We start from the raw sequence: 17,391 nt of genomic DNA on the forward strand, positions 1-17,391 counted from the left end.
TATCAGTCAAACTTCATTATCCATTAGCTTTATAATATATTAAACTACTATTTTAAATCAATGTGAATCAAAAAGAAGTTTTAAAGAAATAAAATGGGCATCGTATTCCTCATTGTAATTAGGAAGACTCGTCCAATGCTTCTTCCGTTTCTTTCTTTTTTTCTTCAGAACCTGTTTTTTCAAAGTACGAACCAACACCAATGTGAATGATTCCCTCTTCTCCGGGTTCTAGCTGGGCTACAATAGAAGGATATGCTTTCATTTTATTGGCAAAATCCCTAATCGTGCCATCTACTGTATACCCATCATTCATATATAAAATAATCTTATTTTTGTTTTTTTCTGTCGGTTGCCACGAAATTTCCGATATTAAACGAATAATACTATCAGGCAATTGATTCAGTTCCTTGGCAAGCTGAAGCAAAAACTTTTTATCATTAAAATCGGATAATAAAGGTGCATCACCGATGACAGACTTGCTAGTAGACTTTAATGCTTCACCATTTTCCAATACCGGATGATATAGTCCCTTTTCCTTAATATACCCGATATGACCATGTTCATGAAGTTGAATTTCCACGGTCCATGGTAGCTTGCGCATAACTTCGACTGATTTTATTACATCGTTTTGTCCAATTTCTTTCTCAATTTTAGATCTGTCAATCGTCCAAATATTCGTTTTCGTCGTCAGTTTGCTTGATGCAATTACTTCATCTTTTGATACAAATTCATTACCTTTCACTTGAATTTGTTTAATATGACTCAATGGGGACTGCAAATAAACAATGATGGAAATTAAAATGAAAAAAATAGATAGATAAAAGATCAAACGTCGATTCGCTTTCTTTTTTCTAGCTTGTTTCAACTTTGGTATCCGATCCTCAATGGAAACGACTTTCTTCTCTTTCATATTTTTTCTTCCTTCATTATTTTTTAATGCTACTGAATGTGTATTTCACTATAATTATGTTATGGCAGTATAGCTTTAAATTTTTTTATTGTCTAAAAAATAAAACGGTATTTAATAGAATATACCGTTTCTTGTAATATATGAATTATAGCATATTATTCGAGTAAACATATAGTAGACACTGAATTTTTATTCGTACAAATTTTTACCATAGTGAATCTTCTGTATAATTCAGGTCTAAAGTCTCACATACCTGCTAATATTTAATAAAATTCCTACCGAACAGAGCGTTAACGTTAAACTCGATCCACCATAACTTAAAAATGGAAGCGTGATACCTGTTACAGGTATGAGCCCAATAACTACACTAATATTAATCATCATTTGAATGGTAAGCATCGAAACAATTCCCAATGCCAAGTATCGACCAAAAGCATCCGGAGCTTCTAGTGCGATTTTAATTCCGCGCCAAAACAGAAGAACAAACAAGAAAATAACAAACGTCCCGCCAATAAACCCTAGTTCCTCAGCCAATATAGCAAAAATAAAATCAGTTTGAGGTTCAGGCAAGTAAAAATATTTTTGCAACCCTTTCCCGAAACCTACACCCATTAAACCGCCTGGCCCAATAGCATATAGAGATTGTATAATTTGAAACCCATCCCCTAAAGGATCCTCCCATGGATTTAAAAATGCAGTTATTCTGCTAATTCGATATGGTGCTGATAATATAAGAAATACAAAACCGGCCAATCCCAGTAGTGCCAGACCGGCAAAGTGAGAAAGTCGTGCTCCTGCAACAAAAATGAGCATCATGCATGTTAAGACGAGAACAACCCCCGTCCCCAAATCAGGCTGCAGCATAATGAATCCAAATGCGGTGAATACGAGTAAAATAACAGGCAAAAAACCTTTTTTTAATGAAGTAATGTGTTTTTGATAGCCTGCCAAGTACGCCGATAAATAAACAATTAAACCGAGTTTCATAAATTCAGAAGGTTGAATACTGAACGCTCCTACACCAATCCAGCTTTGAGCGCCTCCGCGAACAATACCTATACCAGGGATTAATACAGCTAATAATAATATAAAACAAATAAATAGAAGAGCGGGTGCATGTTTTTTCCACGTTCCATAAGGAATAAGTAATGTTAAGAACATAGCAACAATTCCAACTCCTGCAAATAATGCTTGTCTTTTCAAAAAAAATAACGTGTCAGCATATTTGTAGTCTGCCCAGATAAAGGATGAACTATATACCATGACAACACCTATGAGAAGGAGTAGTATAATAACTCCCAACAACGTATAATCAGGTGCGTTCCGATAGTGAAACATTTTTTTAAACAAAATAAACACCCCTTTAATTAGCTTTTAAAAGGGGGTGTTTGTCTTCTCAGTATGAAGGAAACAAGCCCCTATGCTAGTCTATGCACAGCATGGATAAACATGTCTCCTCTTTCTTCAAATGTTCGGTATTGATCCCAACTCGCGCAGGCTGGCGATAGCAATATTACATCTCCTTCAACGGATGAAGCAAATGCTTGATCTACTGCCTCCATCACATCTTTCGTCATAATTGACGGTATACCTGCTTCATTTGCCAGCTCTTCCAGCTTTTTTGCTGTTTCCCCAAAAAGAATCATTTCTTTCACATAGGTTAAATCAGGAATTAATGGGGTGAAGCCGTTCCCACGATCAAGTCCTCCTGCAAGTAAAATTACCGGCTGTCGAAATGCTCGCAATGCCTTCTGAGTTGCCAGCAAATTTGTTGCCTTGGAGTCATTATAAAACAGCCGCTCTTGCACATTGGCAACGAATTGCAACCGGTGTCTTACCCCGGTGAACGTCGTTAGCACATGTTTTATTGCCGTATTTGTTGCGCCACTTAACTTAGCAATACTGACCGCAGCCAATACATTTGCCAAGTTATGTTCCCCTACTAGGACAATATCTTCTACTTTAATAATGGATTCATTCTTAAAATAAATGAATCCGTCAGACACGCAAGCTCCTTGATCTTGGTAACCTGTTACAGAAAAGGGAACAAGTTGCGCATTTGCTTGTTCAACTAGCTGGACTAATGTTGGATCATCCGCATTATAAACGAGAAAATCTTCTTTTATTTGGTTTTTAAAAATATTGCATTTCGCCTGTTGGTAATTTTCTAATGTCTTATGATAATCTAGATGTGCTTCGTAAATGTTTAATATAGCACTAATTTTCGGTCGAAACATTTGAACACCGAGTAACTGAAATGAAGATAGCTCAAGCAGTAATCGTTCTTCATGGTCCGTCTTTTCGGCTACTTCAACTGCTGCTGTGCCAATGTTCCCGGCTACTTGGACAGGAAGGTTGCTTTGCTCGAGCATTTGGGCCGTCATCGACGTTGTTGTTGTTTTCCCATTGGAACCGGTAATGCCGATAATTGGGCCACGAGCAAGTTGAGCTGCCAGTTCGATTTCAGTAACAATTGGAATGTCCCTATTTTGTGCTTCCTTAATTAATGGGTGATCATAGGGGATGCCTGGATTTTTAACGATCATCGATATATCTTCCAGTACAGCGATGGGATGTGAGCCGGTAATCACTTCCGCACCGAGGGATTCCAAGTCTTTTACAACCTCTTCATTATCTACTTCACTTCCATCGTTGACGCGCACGTTAATTTCATTTGCTAATAGAACTTTGGCTGCAGCCGTTCCGCTTTTTGCCAAACCCAATACGAGCACATGCTCATACGGAAATGTGGTTAATTTATTCAAGTTAAGCCCACCTCAATATATACTCCGAGAACAGCAAAAATAAGTCCAATAAGCCAAAATGTTGTTACAACCCGCCATTCGGACCAACCTAACAACTCGTAATGATGATGTAATGGACTCATTTTGAACACTCGTTTTCCTGTTGTTTTAAATGAAATCACTTGAATTATAACAGAAAGTGTTTCCAGAACAAATACTCCGCCAATAATAATGAGAACAAATTCCATTTTCGTCAAAATTGCTACAGCTGCAATTGCAGCACCTAATGCCAATGATCCAGTGTCTCCCATAAAAACCTTGGCAGGATGGGCATTAAAAACAAGGAAGCCTAAAAGCGATCCAACAACAGCTAATGAAAATATCGTTGCTACTTCGTTTTCAACAAAAGCGTAAGAAGTAAGAAGGGCAAATGCCCCAAAGGCGATCGTTGCCGTTCCTGCCAGCAGCCCATCAAGTCCATCTGTTAAATTCACCGCATTGGAAGAACCTACAAGCATAAAAATAATTAGCAATGCGTAACCCCATCCCAGTTCCCATTGGACATCTGTTCCGGGAATTTCAACATACGTTGGAAAACCTGCATAGCGCAAAGTAATGTAAAATATAAGTGCAATAACCAATTGCCCAAGCATTTTTTGTTTGGAAGTTAGCCCTAAGTTACGCTTCTTTGCAATTTTAATAAAATCGTCTAAAAACCCGAGCAATCCATAGGAAGCAATAACAAACAACAATAGCCAAAATTTGTAGCTAATAGGATAGATACCAAATTTATTTACAATGATTACTGATGTGATTACAACGCTGAATACAATCATTAATCCACCCATTGTTGGGGTTCCTGTCTTTTTAAGATGGGACTCCGGGCCTTCCTCTCGAATACTTTGTCCAAATTTTAAACGTCTTAAAAAAGGAATGAAAATCGGGGATAGGAGGACGGTAATTAAAAATGAAATAGCGATTGTCATAGTTAAAACATATATACTCATGTAATTCTCCTCCTTTTTAACCATCCATACGTTCACATAAAAATTATAATTACTTACAATACATTTTCAATCAGTTTTTCAAATTTCATCCCTCGGGACGCCTTGAATAAAACGATTGTATCTTTATTCAAAAGTGGTTTCAACTCTTCAAGCAATGGGCCGATCGAATTAAAATGAATACTCTTCGTATGATTATTCATCTGTTGCACTTGTTTTGTAATTTCTTGTGCCGCCTCCCCATACGTAAACAAAGCGGTAATTTGCTCATCGATGTGAGGCGCAACCGATTGGTGCAATGCAATCGACTGATCGCCTAGTTCAAAAATATCGCCTAGTACAAGTATTTTATGGTTAAAACCTTTCGTCTGTTTAATTACGTCGATGGCAGCAATCATCGAAGTGGGCGAAGCATTATATGCGTCGTTAATAATCGTTGTTCCGTTATTTCCTTGTAATCGTTCAAAGCGCATCCCGGTAATATTTATTTTAGATAAGCCATCTTTAATAGTTGACGATGATATCCCAAGTTTCTCAGCCAGGACGATCCCGTACGTACTATTTTTGGCATGATGATCTCCCAATAATGAAATAGCGTAGTGCTCGCCATTGGACAATTCAAATACAGTTTCTTCTAGGTCAATTCCAACTATATTTATCCTCACATCATTATTATGCTCAAAACCACAGCGGATTTGCTGATGGACGTTACTGATCGATAATAAAGGTTCATCCCCATCCAAAATAAGGTGTCCGGTATCTTTTAAGCCTGCTGTAATTTCCAGCTTTGCCTTAGCAATGCCTTGCCGTGAGCCGAGGTATTCAATATGTGATTCCCCGATATTTGTTATAACTGCATAATCCGGGCAGGCAATTTTCGATAATTGCTCAATTTCACCAAAAGCATTCATCCCCATTTCAAGAACGAGTACTTCTGTCGACCGCGGCATCCTTAATATGGTCAACGGCAAGCCAATATGATTATTAAAGTTCCCTTCCGTAGCATGGGTATTGTAAGTTGTTTTCATAATAGATGCAATAATGTCCTTCGTTGTTGTCTTTCCATTTGAACCGGTAATGCCGATAACGAGAGGGTTTATTTCATTCCGATATGCTTTGGCAAGTTTTTGTAAAGCATTTAGCGTGTTTGACGTAAAAAAAACCGGAAAGTCTGCCGGCAAGAAAGACGGTAGCTGTTTATTCTCATCCCATATAACAGCTAAAGCACCATTATTAACCGCTTGTTCTAAATGATCATGACCATCAAAGTGATCGCCAATTAGCGGGATAAATAGCGACTTATGTGATTTTAGACGGCTGTCCGTCGTTACTTCAGCAATAGAATCGTAACCATGCGGATTGCCTTTATATGTTGGAAATAGCTTTGTAAGCCAATTCGTATGAAACAGCATTGTTATATCCCCTTGTGTCTAATTGCTTCACCGGCAACTTTTCGATCATCAAAATCATGTTTAACCCCGTTTGTTTCTTGGTATGTTTCATGTCCTTTACCCGCAATTAATACGATATCATCTTTTTGTGCTAGATTGACAGCATGGTTAATGGCATCTTTACGACTTTCAATGACTTCAAAATGTGTTTCCTTAAGCGAGTTCGTCATATCATCCAAGATTGCAGATGGGTTTTCTGTTCGTGGATTATCAGATGTGAAGATCGCGCGATCAGCATATTTTAACGCCACATTGGCCATAAGCGGTCGTTTTTGGCGATCTCGGTCGCCACCGCAACCGACAACGACATACACTTTCTGTTTCGAAAATTGTTTAACTGTCTGTAACACGTTTTCCAAAGAGTCCGGCGTATGCGCATAATCCACGATGACAGCGAAGCCTTGACCTTTCAACACTTGTTCAAATCGACCATTTACACCTTGCATGCTTTCCAATGCCTCTTTAATAACTGCAAGCGGAATATTCATCGCGATTGCTGCTGCGCCGGCTGCCAGCATGTTATACACATTAAACATGCCTATCAAATTACTTTGAACGGCTATCGTTCCAACCGGGGTTTCAAGAGTAAAGCGGGTTTGCTTAATATCGAGTTTAATATTTGTCGCTTTCACGTCTGCATCTCCATTACATCCATACGTAAGAATAGCTTGTGACGTGCTCTTTTTCAAAAGTGAACTAGAAGGATCATCTTGATTAATAATTGCAAATTTCGCTTGCCCGCTATTATAGCTATTTCCTAGTTGTGAAAATAATAAGCTTTTTGCTCGTAAGTAATCATCCATATTTTTATGATAGTCCAGATGATCTTGTGATAAATTTGTAAAAATAGCTATATCAAAGTCACACCCAAATACTCTGCCTAAATCAAGGGCGTGTGAAGAGACTTCCATAATCGCCGCTTCCACTTGCTCATTTGCCATTCGTTTAAACATTTTTTGTAAAAACAGCGCATCAGGTGTTGTATTTTTCACCGGATAGGTCTCATTCCCTATTTTCATTTGAATCGTGCCAATCAACCCGGTACTCATTTGATGGTGATTAAAAATAGCTTCTAATAAATACGTAATCGTCGTTTTACCATTTGTCCCAGTGATGCCAACAAGCGGCATTTTCTCAGTCGGGAATTGAAAGAATTTAGCTGCAACCATAGCGAGTGCTCTAGTCGTATCCGGAACTACAATTGTCGGAACAGCTACGTCCAGTTCTTTTTCAGCAAGGATGGCGACAGCACCATTTTCTACAGCTAATTGTGCAAAATCATGACCATCAACCGTAAATCCAGGGATGCATATAAATAAACCGCCCGCTTGAATCTTACGGTGATCCGTATCAATATGATTAATTTCCAAATTGTCCATCTCATTTTGCATTGTATAAAATGGTAAAATAGAAATAATATCTTGTAGTTTCATGGAACCGATCCTCTCTCATAATTTGCAGCTCAATTTATAAAATCACTTCATTCAGTATACCAAATTTTAATACGAATCACGATTTTTTTTATCAGATAAATAAATTCTTAATTTTGCACCTTGTTCGATCTTTACTCCGGCTTTCGGAGTTTGGTCGATTATATACTTCCCTTTTCCATTCGTTTCAATAGACAAATTAGTCATGTACTCCATTAAATCTTCTGTAGATTGACCGATTAAATTGGGAACCTCCACTTTTGGTTGATCCGGCCATTGGTACTCTTTTTCAAGCCCTTCTGTGCGCCTCTCTACCCCCATCGCACTTAGGCTATCTTCAATAATTGTTCCTACAATAGGGCCAACCACCGGACCACCGAATTGTACGACGTCTTTAGGATTATCAATAGCCACATATACGAGAATTTCCGGATCATCTGCAGGAGCAAACCCAATAAAAGATACAATATGATTATTTTCTAAATACTTGCCATCCGGACCAACTTTTTGTGCGGTTCCGGTTTTACCTCCAACACGGTACCCATCAACATATGCTGTTCTTCCCGTCCCTTTTGCAACGACACTTTCTAATGCATTTCGTACTTCTGTTGAAGTTTCCTCAGAAATAACACGCTTTTTCATTTTTGGCTTCATGTTTTCAACCGTCTCTTCTGTTATCGGATCCACCCATGCTTTAGCAATGTGAGGCTCATACAGATGTCCGCCATTGATTGAAGCTGCAACAGCCATTACTTGTTGAATTGGTGTTACCGACACACCCTGACCAAAAGAGGTCGTTGCCAGCTCAACCGGGCCAACATTTTCTTCCTTAAAAAGAATGCCGCTACCTTCTCCTTGCAAATCGATGCCTGTTTTCTTCCCAAATCCAAATTGACGAATATACGTAAAAAGTTTTTCCTTTCCTAACTTTTGGCCAAGGCTTACGAAGCCTGGGTTACAGGAATTCTCTACAACTTCTAAATACGACTGGCTACCATGTCCACCGCTTTTCCAACAGCGTAATCTAGCGCTCCCTACTTTAATATGGCCTTTATCGTAGAATTCATCTTCGTGTAAATCAACGATTCCTTCCTCCAAAGCAGAAGCTAACGTAATAATTTTAAATGTAGACCCAGGCTCATACGTGCTCCAAATCGGTAAATTCCGATCAAATATTTTTCCATCTACTTCTTGATAATTCGCCGGGTCAAAATTTGGACGCGAAGACATGCCAAGAATACCCCCGGTTTTCGGATTAACCGCAATAGCTATCGCCCCATCAGGATTGTATTTTGAGACGGCCAAATTTAATTCACGTTCCATAATTGTTTGCACTTTAAGGTCGATCGTCGTCTTCAGATTTAAACCGTCTTGAGGCGCTTTATAGATATCGGCTATTTCCGGAATTTTTCCGCCTTTGGCATCCGAATAATAAGAAAGACTGCCTTCCTTTCCGCTCAGCTTCTTATCATAATAATTTTCAAGTCCCATAAGCCCTTGATTATCAATACCGGTAAACCCGAGCACATGTGATAAAAAGGTATCATTCGGGTAGTGCCGTTGCGAATCTTTCGCTAAGTAAACTCCGTCCATGTTTAGGGCTTGTAATATCGACTCTTGTTTTTCTGTTATTTTTCGACCTTCAGGATGTAACCGGACACTGGATGCATTTTCTGTTACTTTCTTATAGGCCTTTTCCTCTGGCATGTCCAATATTTCAGCGAGTTTTCCCGCTGTTTGATCTGGGTCACTGATTTGTCGCGGAACAACAATAACTGACGGAGCAGAAACGTTTTCGACCAGGACATCGCCATCTTTATCCAGTATTTTCCCTCGTTCCGGTTGGAAAGCAATATCTCTACTCCACGAATCAATCGCATCACCCGTTAGTTCGCTACCAATTACAAATTGTACGTAACCAAGACGCATTGTTATTATACTAAATATGAAAATGCCAAAAAGAAAAACAGTAACTATTCTTTTTCTCGTTGTAACAGCGGATACTCGTTTCATATTCCATCCCCTTTTCCATAGGTAGGCTTGTATCCACTATATGACAATCGAAAAATGAATAGAACACTGTTTTTTATGTCCTCTTTTCATCGCTATTCATCATTATTCTCTTTTGTTTCAACTTTATTTTCAAAAGGCGAGTGTAGTTTTACTTTTAATTTAGCAGACTCTTTCAAGCGAGTCCCTTCTTTTATACTTTGGCTGTTAACAAAACCGTTTCCTTCAACAACCACTTCTATATTCGTTAAGTTTGCCAGTTGATTAACTTCACGATGGGTCCAGCCTATAATATTTGGCATTGTCGGTTGGTCTGTCACAAGCAAAATATGATCTGTCTGAATAATTTCGCCTTTTTCGTCCAGATTTGTGCCAATAATTTCGTTCCCATCACCCACAACTGTATATTCAAGTCCAACTTCCTCAAGCTTCTTGGTTGCAACAGACGTCTTCTCTCCAATGAGATCAGGAGCTGTAATTGTTTCGACGCTTTTCGTTCCACTATCCTTGTCCGGCTCTATATTCAAATAATGCAAGCCAGTTTCCATCACATTATTAAAAATAAATGAAACAGGAGTAGAACCCGATTCAGTCGCATCCAATTGCGGTTGAGTAACAGAAACATGCATCATAAGCTTCGGATCATTTTTTGGAGCCATCCCTAGAAATGAAAAAATATTATTATTTTTACCGGTTAAATAGCCCGGGGCATCCGGATTCGGTATTTGCGCTGTACCGGTTTTGCCAATTACTGAATAGTCATCGAGTCTATATGGTTTTCCTGTCCCTTTATCCGAGTTTACAACTAAATTCAGTAAATCAATCATCTGCCCAGCCGTATCTTCCGATATAGGCTCACCAACAACGTTTGGTGCTTTTTCTTCCACTATTTCATTTGTTTGTGGATCAACAATTTTCTTAATAACATAAGGCTGTAGCATTTTTCCCCCATTTGCAATTGCTGTAGCTGCTTTCATTTGCTGTATTGGAGTCATTGTACTTCCTTGACCAAAAGCTGTTGATATTTTCTCACGCGGGTAATTATATAAAATTTGCCCCGCTACTTCTCCCGGTAAATCAATACCGGTCTTTTCATCAAAATCAAAAGCCTTTAGGTAATCCAAATAAGCTTCGGGTCCTAGTTTCTCCCACACTAACTTTGAAGCTGCCACATTGGAAGACCGTTGCAGTCCTTCGTCAAAAGTAATAGTTCCCCAACCGCGCCCACCGTTGTGATCGCTAACTGGAGTGGTTTTTTCATGAATATTATACCTTCCCGACTTATACAACTCATCTCCATTATAAACACCGGCATCAATAGCCGCAGCCCATGTAAACATTTTCACAGTCGATCCTGGTTCAAATGGAGTCGAAATCACATCGTTATACCAATTTTGTACGTCTGAAGGATTATTTGGATTATAGCTTGGTCGGTTGCTCATGGCAATAATTTCGCCTGTTTTCGGGTTCATTACGATAGCAGTGATTCGCTTCGGATGATATTCATCTTCCACTTGATTCATCACATCTTCAAGCAACGTTTGAATCTTTTGATCGATTGTTAGATAAATATCATTCCCATCAACCGGCTCTTGAATAACTTCATTTGGATCAAGCAGCTTTTTGTTATATTGATCCCTTTCATATGTAATGTGCCCTTTCTTACCACTTAACATATCATCCATCACTTTTTCCATACCAGTAATCCCTTTTATCTCCTCATCGCCTTCTTCTTTTCGAGCGAATCCGATTATATGAGAAGCGAACATTCCGTTCGGATAATAGCGCATGGATTCTTTCGTGAAATGAATACCCGGCAGTTCTAGATCATCTATTTCATCCTTTAATTGCTGGGATAAATCCTTACCGTTCGTTCCGAATTCCACTTGAAACAATTCTTTTTCTTTACCCTCTTCAATACGCTCAATGATTTCCTTTTCGTCCATATCCAATAAAGGAGCCAAGGCAGCTGCAGTTTTTTGGACATCTTTTACATGTTTTGGTTCTTCGTGATTTTCGGAGTATAATTTATCAACAATCGCATAAACCCGAAATGTTGGCCGATCATAAGCTAACGTCATTCCAAGATTATCAAAAATTTTCCCTCGTTCCGCTTCCAATGTGTAGGATGCCGACCGTTTTTGTTTTGCCCATTCTTCCAATGATACGTCATTTATTTCACCAGTTGCCTGAATGTACAAAAATCTGCCTGCCAGAAGGACAAACAAGCCTACAAACAAACAGATCAATAGGGCTGTCATAAAGTGTGTTCGTTTGTTTTTTTTCATTTCGTATCCACCTTGACTAGTTGTTCAAAGCACTTGCTTGTTTCACCTGCGCGTCTTGAATTTTTAATCCGTTTTCTTTTGCAATTTTTGTAATTCTTTCCGGTCTACTCAATTCCTTCACTTGAAATTGTAAGCTTTCATTCTGCACTTGCTTCTTTTGAACAGTTTGTTCGAGAGATTGCATTTCTCTGTTTAACGTGTCTGTGGAGGAAGAGTAGAATACAATATATGCCCCTGCCATAATCAAGCAGAAAGCGACAATAGAATATAAGACTTTTTCACCTTTTGTAACCCAACTTTGTTTCTGAACTTTTATCGTAACTTGTTTCGTTTGCTGTGACGGAGAAGTTTGATATCCTTGCTGCCAATTTCTAGCCTGATTGGTATTCATTTCTTATGCCACCCTTCTTCATATATAAATTCATCATTCCACTGCTTTACCTTTTCGACGATCCGTAGCTTGGAAGAGCGGGAGCGTCGGTTTTCATCGACCTCTTCTTTTTCAGGTATAATCGGCTTTCTCGTTATTAACTTAAAAGGTGCTTCATAGCCTTCGGGTATAACCGGCATTCCACGGGGAATTGCCTTTCTCGTACTCCATTTTTTAAAAGCCTGTTTACACAGCCTGTCCTCTAAAGAATGAAACGTAATAACTACAATCCTACCTTTTAAATTAACAACTTTTGCTGCCTGATGAAGTGCGTCATGAACAGCTGATAGTTCATCATTTACGGCAATGCGCACTGCCTGAAATATACGTTTTGCCGGATGCCCACCTTTTCTCCGTGCCGGAGCCGGAATTGCATCTTTAATAATATCTACTAGTTGATATGTTGTTTCTATCGGTTTTGCTTCCCGATATTTTTCTATTTTACGAGCGATTTGCTTGGAGAACTTTTCTTCTCCATATGTAAAAAAGATCGAAACAAGCTTTTCGTAAGGCCATTCATTGACAATGTCGAAAGCAGTAATTGATTGATTTTGGTTCATTCGCATATCAAGCTTTGCATCGTGTTGATAACTAAATCCCCTATCTCCTTGATCAAGCTGTGGTGAAGAAACTCCTAAATCAAAAAGAATACCGTCGACAGAAGTAATCCCTAAATGTTCAAGCTCAGTTTCTAAATGCCGGAAATTAGCATGTACAAAAGATGTACGATCATGATAATCTTTTAAATTTTCTTTTGCAGCCTGCAAAGCATGAATGTCCTGATCGAATGCGATTAAACGACCCTTGTTACTAAGTTGAGCAGCAATCTCCAGTGAATGTCCCGCGCCCCCGACTGTACAATCAACATATGTACCATCTGGATGGATTGCCATTCCACGAATTGTTTCTTCTTTTAATACGCTGTAATGATCAAACATATTTTTCACCCGCTTTTAGAGGTTGTTCAAAAAGTCCGGTAAAAATGACGCATCGAATTTCGTCGTTAGCTTGCTTTTCCGTTGCTCATGTATTAAAAGCATACATTCCGCTACTCAAAGCCACGCTGCCTTGAACTTCTCGGTCATTTTCATCCTCCTTTTTGAACACGCACTTTTATACACTTTCCATTATTAAATATCAAAGTCCATTAAATTTTCGGCGATCTCTCCAAAAGATTCTTCAGAGTCAGTAAAATAGTCTTCCCAAATCTCCTCCGACCAAACCTCTACACGATTGGATACGCCGATAACTACACATTCCTTATCCAATGAAGCATAGTTTCTTAATGGTTGCGGGATATTAATTCTCCCCTGTTTATCTACTTCACATTCCATTGCACCGGAAAAGAAAAATCGGGTGAAAGCTCGTGCATCTTTTTTTGTTAGTGGAAGTTTTTTTAGCTTTAATTCTAGTTCCTTCCATTCATCCATCGGATAAATAAAAAGACATTTATCCAGTCCACGAGTGATCACAAACTCATCACCAAGTCCGGTCCGAAATTTCGCAGGAACGATCATCCGGCCCTTTGTATCAATATTATGTTGAAATTCACCCATGAACATATGGATCTCCCCACTTAAATGGTCCAACGTTTATATAATGTTACCACAATACCCCACTTTTCACCACTCCATTTTTAAAAAAATTTAACTCTATTTATTTTTAGTTCTTTTGTCCTATATAAAACGAAAAATTTATCCGACTTAAATAACAATAAGCCGGATAAACCAAAAAAATATAATCTAAAAATTGTTTTGACTGATATGAAAAACACCCATTACCCTAGCGCCTTCTTTATCGTGAGACTCGACAGTTGAATGTTTTTATTATAAAGGTTTAAACAAAACATCTTAATATTTCACTTATATTAAATTATAGTGGTAGAAGGTGGTAGGTGTATGATTAAATTAAACTTCTCGTGTTCGTATGTTGGTAAAACCGTAATTGAGATGGAAAATAATCCACCTCATGCATCTTACTCTATAAATAGACAATGTAATGTTCCTGTTTATAGGAATACGTTTCATTGATCAGTTCATTAATAAAATGGGTACCGTGTACATTGGCAAATGAAATAATATTCCAAGTTCTTTCTTGCAGTCCCCCGTTTGGATAAAGAACAGCATTAATTAATTCGAACTCGTTTAGTTCCTCTTCATACCGTTCTTCCAATGCGCGATTCATTTTTCTCTCCATAAAGTCAATATCTTTGTATAAATAATTTAAATTTTTCATCGCAAGGGCACCTATATCTGTGCGAATCTCATTTGCCGCTTCCCGCAATGGAAGGTGCGCTTTATCAATTGATTCTTTTATTTGTTCAACCATTTGCGCGATTGGGGGCTGTTGTTGGGAAGCTAGCCAATTTATTTTCCTGTTATCCACGCCATAATGAATGGCTTTTTCAGCAGGGATAGACCATTTTTTTAATCGTTTTTCCGTTTTGACATCTATGAATGAAAACGACAGACGCGGCAACACCGGTGGCATGTTCATATTAAAACAATGAAACATCGGTCTTAAAGCGGCCCAGTAGCTAATTTCCCCAGGTCCGCCCATGAATGCTAATACAGGGAATAGTAACTCCTGCATTAACGGCCGGGTTACAACGTTGTTGCTAAGTAATTCCGGTTTATTTTTTGCGATTTCAATTATTTCGTTTGTAGTAAATATGACTTCATTCTGCTTCCCTGCCCATTCACCTTTCTCATTTCGTCTCAACAAAATCCGCTCACGATTTTGATGATAAAAAAGGTGGGCATCGTCTTTATCTATTTCCAGAGAAGTATAATATCCAGCTTGATTTAATTTTTGATTTGAATCGAAAACCATGTTGGATATGTGTTGCTGCTTTTCTATGTATTCCACAAAAAATTCACTTTCCAATTGGCGTGCGAGAAAGTGATTCGAATCAAATAAAACAATACCTTCTTCTCTAAAGAGTTGAAACACTAAACGGGCAAAGAAGTCGACATATGTTTTTGATTGTTCCATACAGGTCATTACATTATCTTGAATATGCTTTGTATATTCCGTCTCCGTTAACTGTTCGAGCAGTTCATAAAACCAAGATGTGAATAATTGTTTGTCAATGGACCGATCAGATATAGGAGCTTTCTCATCGTCATATTGACGAAGTATATGTTTGTTCAATTTTTCTTCTTTTTGCATCCATACATGATTAATTTCCTCGAAATCATGATCTTCTCCTGCAATCCAAAAAACAGGAATAACAGGTGTACCCAGTTTGCTTTCTTCAGATTTAGCATACTGGATAATGGAAATTATTTTATTGACTGTATACATTGGGCCGGTTAGTAGCCCTGCCTGCTGTCCACCTATTACAACGACACTATTATACTTTTTTAAGCGTTCGATTTGGTCTAGTGTCGCTTCCGGAGCATCCCATTCTTCATTCATTACCCGTATCTTTTCGGATAATTCCTTACGATTAAACGATCGGCTTTCAAGGTCAAGTATTCGTTTATTTGCAAATGCTTGAAAAGGGGCATAATCAAAATAGTCCATCATTTGCACTGATTCGTTACGATAAGCTTTCATCAATTTATTTTCATTTTTTAATTGTACTGGCTTCATCCGCATCCATGAGAACTCCCTTTAAAATAATAGTGTCCATTATGTATTTTACCTAATTGAATATAATTTTTCATATAATCTGTTTCAACAACAGGTTATATAGCAATTATTGCTTGGATAAGGGTGTATGCGATGGCGGTAACATATAGTACAAAAAACAACAGAAAAGTAATTCTCCACAGCACTTTTATTCCTTTCCAAAGAATGACCTCTGTGTGTTTCTTCCATTGAGAGATTAATATGATAGTTAAAATAAAGAGTAAAACAGCCACTGTTATGCCAATAAATTGCTGGTCAAAAATGCGAATAAGCAATAGATTTACAGCTGTTAAATAAAAGACCGTTGTCGTATTTACAGCGAAATGGAAAGCTTGCCAATCATACTTGTATATCTTGTTCCCCACGCGATAAGCGAGCCATGTCGCAATAATGGGGATGATTATAAAGAATAGAGCAAGATAACTGATATCATTCATGCTATTATAAAATTCCCTTCTTATCTTCTAATGCCATTATACTACGGTAAACAAATGTAGTATATGGAAGTTCAACATTACTTTGCTTTAAAATATATAAGGAGATGGCTTCATTTTCAGTTTTACGATACCGTAGTATATCTTCCAACATAGAAGATGTATTGTTGCCTGTTTTGAACGCAACCTCGGTTACCCGTTTCCACTGCGTACCATAATCCAAGTTCAGAGCCAAGCATGCTTCCTTACATAGTTTTTTCGCCAAGAATTCGATCGATTGATTTTCGATTATGTGACTATTCTTCACATTAAAGAGTGCAGTTAATGGATTAATAACTGCATTTATTAGTAGCTTGTCAGCAAGTAATTTTCCCCAGTCGCTCGAAACTGCAAAAGGGAAGCTTTCTTGGTTCAAGTGGTTTGCCAAAACTTCCATTTGTTTCTTGCTTCCTCGATATACTGCAATGGTAATTATCCCCTTGCCTGAATGAACAACAGATGTATCACTTCTCCGGATTGCACCATGCTCAACTACACCAACATATATCTGTTCGGCAATGTCTTCGACCCCTTCCATATGACCCATACCATTTTGTAAAAACAGCACCCGAACTTTGTCATCCAAGGCGTTAATATATTTAATGACTTCACGTATATGAGACTGTTTCACGCAAACGATCAGTAAATCTTCAGCTTGCAGTTGATTTATTAACTTCGCTTTGACGGGGACCGTACATTGATCAATTAAATTTACCCCTTGATCATTAAGTGAAAACATCTGATCTTTTCTTTTTACATAAATAGTAAGTTCATGATGTACACCTAGATAACTGCTTAATAACAAACCAATGGAGCCGCCTCCAATGATTCCAATTTTCATCGCTGTCTCTCCTAACTTTCATTATTTCAAGTTGTATTTAGGTTGCGAGTAAATTCATACGTGAACGGAATATATTTCGGTTGTACATTCCATTCTAATTTATTTTATATTATAATAGAAGGGTAGATTAAATAATGATGATATTCGCTAAACTTTAATTAAAGAATATTTCGG

General features: G+C 38.1%; 14 protein-coding genes. All 14 read right to left on the reverse strand.

The window, feature by feature from the left end; translation table 11 throughout:
• Positions 1-118 precede the first annotated feature (118 nt).
• Positions 119-910: a cell division protein FtsQ/DivIB gene (locus tag ACLIBG_RS01935; RefSeq protein ID WP_439311020.1), complete on the reverse strand. Its 792-nt coding sequence runs from the start codon at positions 908-910 to the stop codon at positions 119-121.
• Positions 911-1,147: 237 nt separating this feature from the next.
• Positions 1,148-2,248, reverse strand: coding sequence for a stage V sporulation protein E (gene spoVE / locus ACLIBG_RS01940; RefSeq protein ID WP_439311079.1), 1,101 nt, complete (start codon positions 2,246-2,248; stop codon positions 1,148-1,150).
• A gap of 80 nt (positions 2,249-2,328) precedes the next feature.
• A complete protein-coding gene (murD, locus tag ACLIBG_RS01945) occupies positions 2,329-3,675 on the reverse strand; it encodes a UDP-N-acetylmuramoyl-L-alanine--D-glutamate ligase (RefSeq protein WP_439311021.1) in 1,347 nt (448 codons plus the stop codon).
• Positions 3,672-4,661 carry a phospho-N-acetylmuramoyl-pentapeptide-transferase gene (gene mraY / locus ACLIBG_RS01950; RefSeq protein WP_439311022.1) on the reverse strand — a complete coding sequence of 330 codons (990 nt, stop codon included), beginning with the start codon at positions 4,659-4,661 and terminating at the stop codon, positions 3,672-3,674. The genes murD and mraY overlap by 4 nt, the downstream gene beginning before the upstream one ends.
• A 53-nt stretch (positions 4,662-4,714) precedes the next feature.
• Positions 4,715-6,070, reverse strand: a complete 1,356-nt coding sequence (locus ACLIBG_RS01955) for a UDP-N-acetylmuramoyl-tripeptide--D-alanyl-D-alanine ligase (protein ID WP_439311023.1) — start codon at positions 6,068-6,070, stop codon at positions 4,715-4,717.
• 2 nt (positions 6,071-6,072) lie between these two features.
• A complete protein-coding gene (locus ACLIBG_RS01960) occupies positions 6,073-7,542 on the reverse strand; it encodes a UDP-N-acetylmuramoyl-L-alanyl-D-glutamate--2,6-diaminopimelate ligase (protein ID WP_439311024.1) in 1,470 nt (489 codons plus the stop codon).
• A 66-nt stretch (positions 7,543-7,608) separates the two neighbouring features.
• The gene (locus tag ACLIBG_RS01965) at positions 7,609-9,552 is read right to left on the reverse strand and encodes a stage V sporulation protein D (protein WP_439311025.1); all 1,944 of its coding nucleotides are present in this window, start codon (positions 9,550-9,552) and stop codon (positions 7,609-7,611) included.
• 92 nt (positions 9,553-9,644) lie between these two features.
• Complete coding sequence (locus ACLIBG_RS01970; RefSeq protein WP_439311026.1) at positions 9,645-11,837, reverse strand: penicillin-binding transpeptidase domain-containing protein; 2,193 nt, start codon at positions 11,835-11,837, stop codon at positions 9,645-9,647.
• A 16-nt stretch (positions 11,838-11,853) separates the two neighbouring features.
• Complete coding sequence (gene ftsL, locus ACLIBG_RS01975; RefSeq protein WP_439311027.1) at positions 11,854-12,228, reverse strand: cell division protein FtsL; 375 nt, start codon at positions 12,226-12,228, stop codon at positions 11,854-11,856.
• Positions 12,225-13,205, reverse strand: a complete 981-nt coding sequence (gene rsmH, locus ACLIBG_RS01980) for a 16S rRNA (cytosine(1402)-N(4))-methyltransferase RsmH (protein WP_439311028.1) — start codon at positions 13,203-13,205, stop codon at positions 12,225-12,227. The genes ftsL and rsmH overlap by 4 nt, the downstream gene beginning before the upstream one ends.
• 192 nt (positions 13,206-13,397) lie before the next feature.
• Positions 13,398-13,829, reverse strand: coding sequence for a division/cell wall cluster transcriptional repressor MraZ (gene mraZ, locus ACLIBG_RS01985; protein WP_439311029.1), 432 nt, complete (start codon positions 13,827-13,829; stop codon positions 13,398-13,400).
• Between the two features lie 418 nt (positions 13,830-14,247).
• Positions 14,248-15,870, reverse strand: coding sequence for a bacillithiol biosynthesis cysteine-adding enzyme BshC (gene bshC, locus ACLIBG_RS01990; protein WP_439311030.1), 1,623 nt, complete (start codon positions 15,868-15,870; stop codon positions 14,248-14,250).
• A gap of 89 nt (positions 15,871-15,959) precedes the next feature.
• Positions 15,960-16,340 carry a DUF3397 family protein gene (locus ACLIBG_RS01995; RefSeq protein ID WP_439311031.1) on the reverse strand — a complete coding sequence of 127 codons (381 nt, stop codon included), beginning with the start codon at positions 16,338-16,340 and terminating at the stop codon, positions 15,960-15,962.
• A 4-nt stretch (positions 16,341-16,344) separates the two neighbouring features.
• A complete protein-coding gene (locus ACLIBG_RS02000) occupies positions 16,345-17,217 on the reverse strand; it encodes a 2-dehydropantoate 2-reductase (protein WP_439311032.1) in 873 nt (290 codons plus the stop codon).
• Positions 17,218-17,391 lie beyond the last annotated feature (174 nt).

Origin of the sequence: Virgibacillus sp. W0181, assembly GCF_051846915.1 — a bacterium.
GTDB lineage: Bacteria > Bacillota > Bacilli > Bacillales > Amphibacillaceae > JBPYCR01.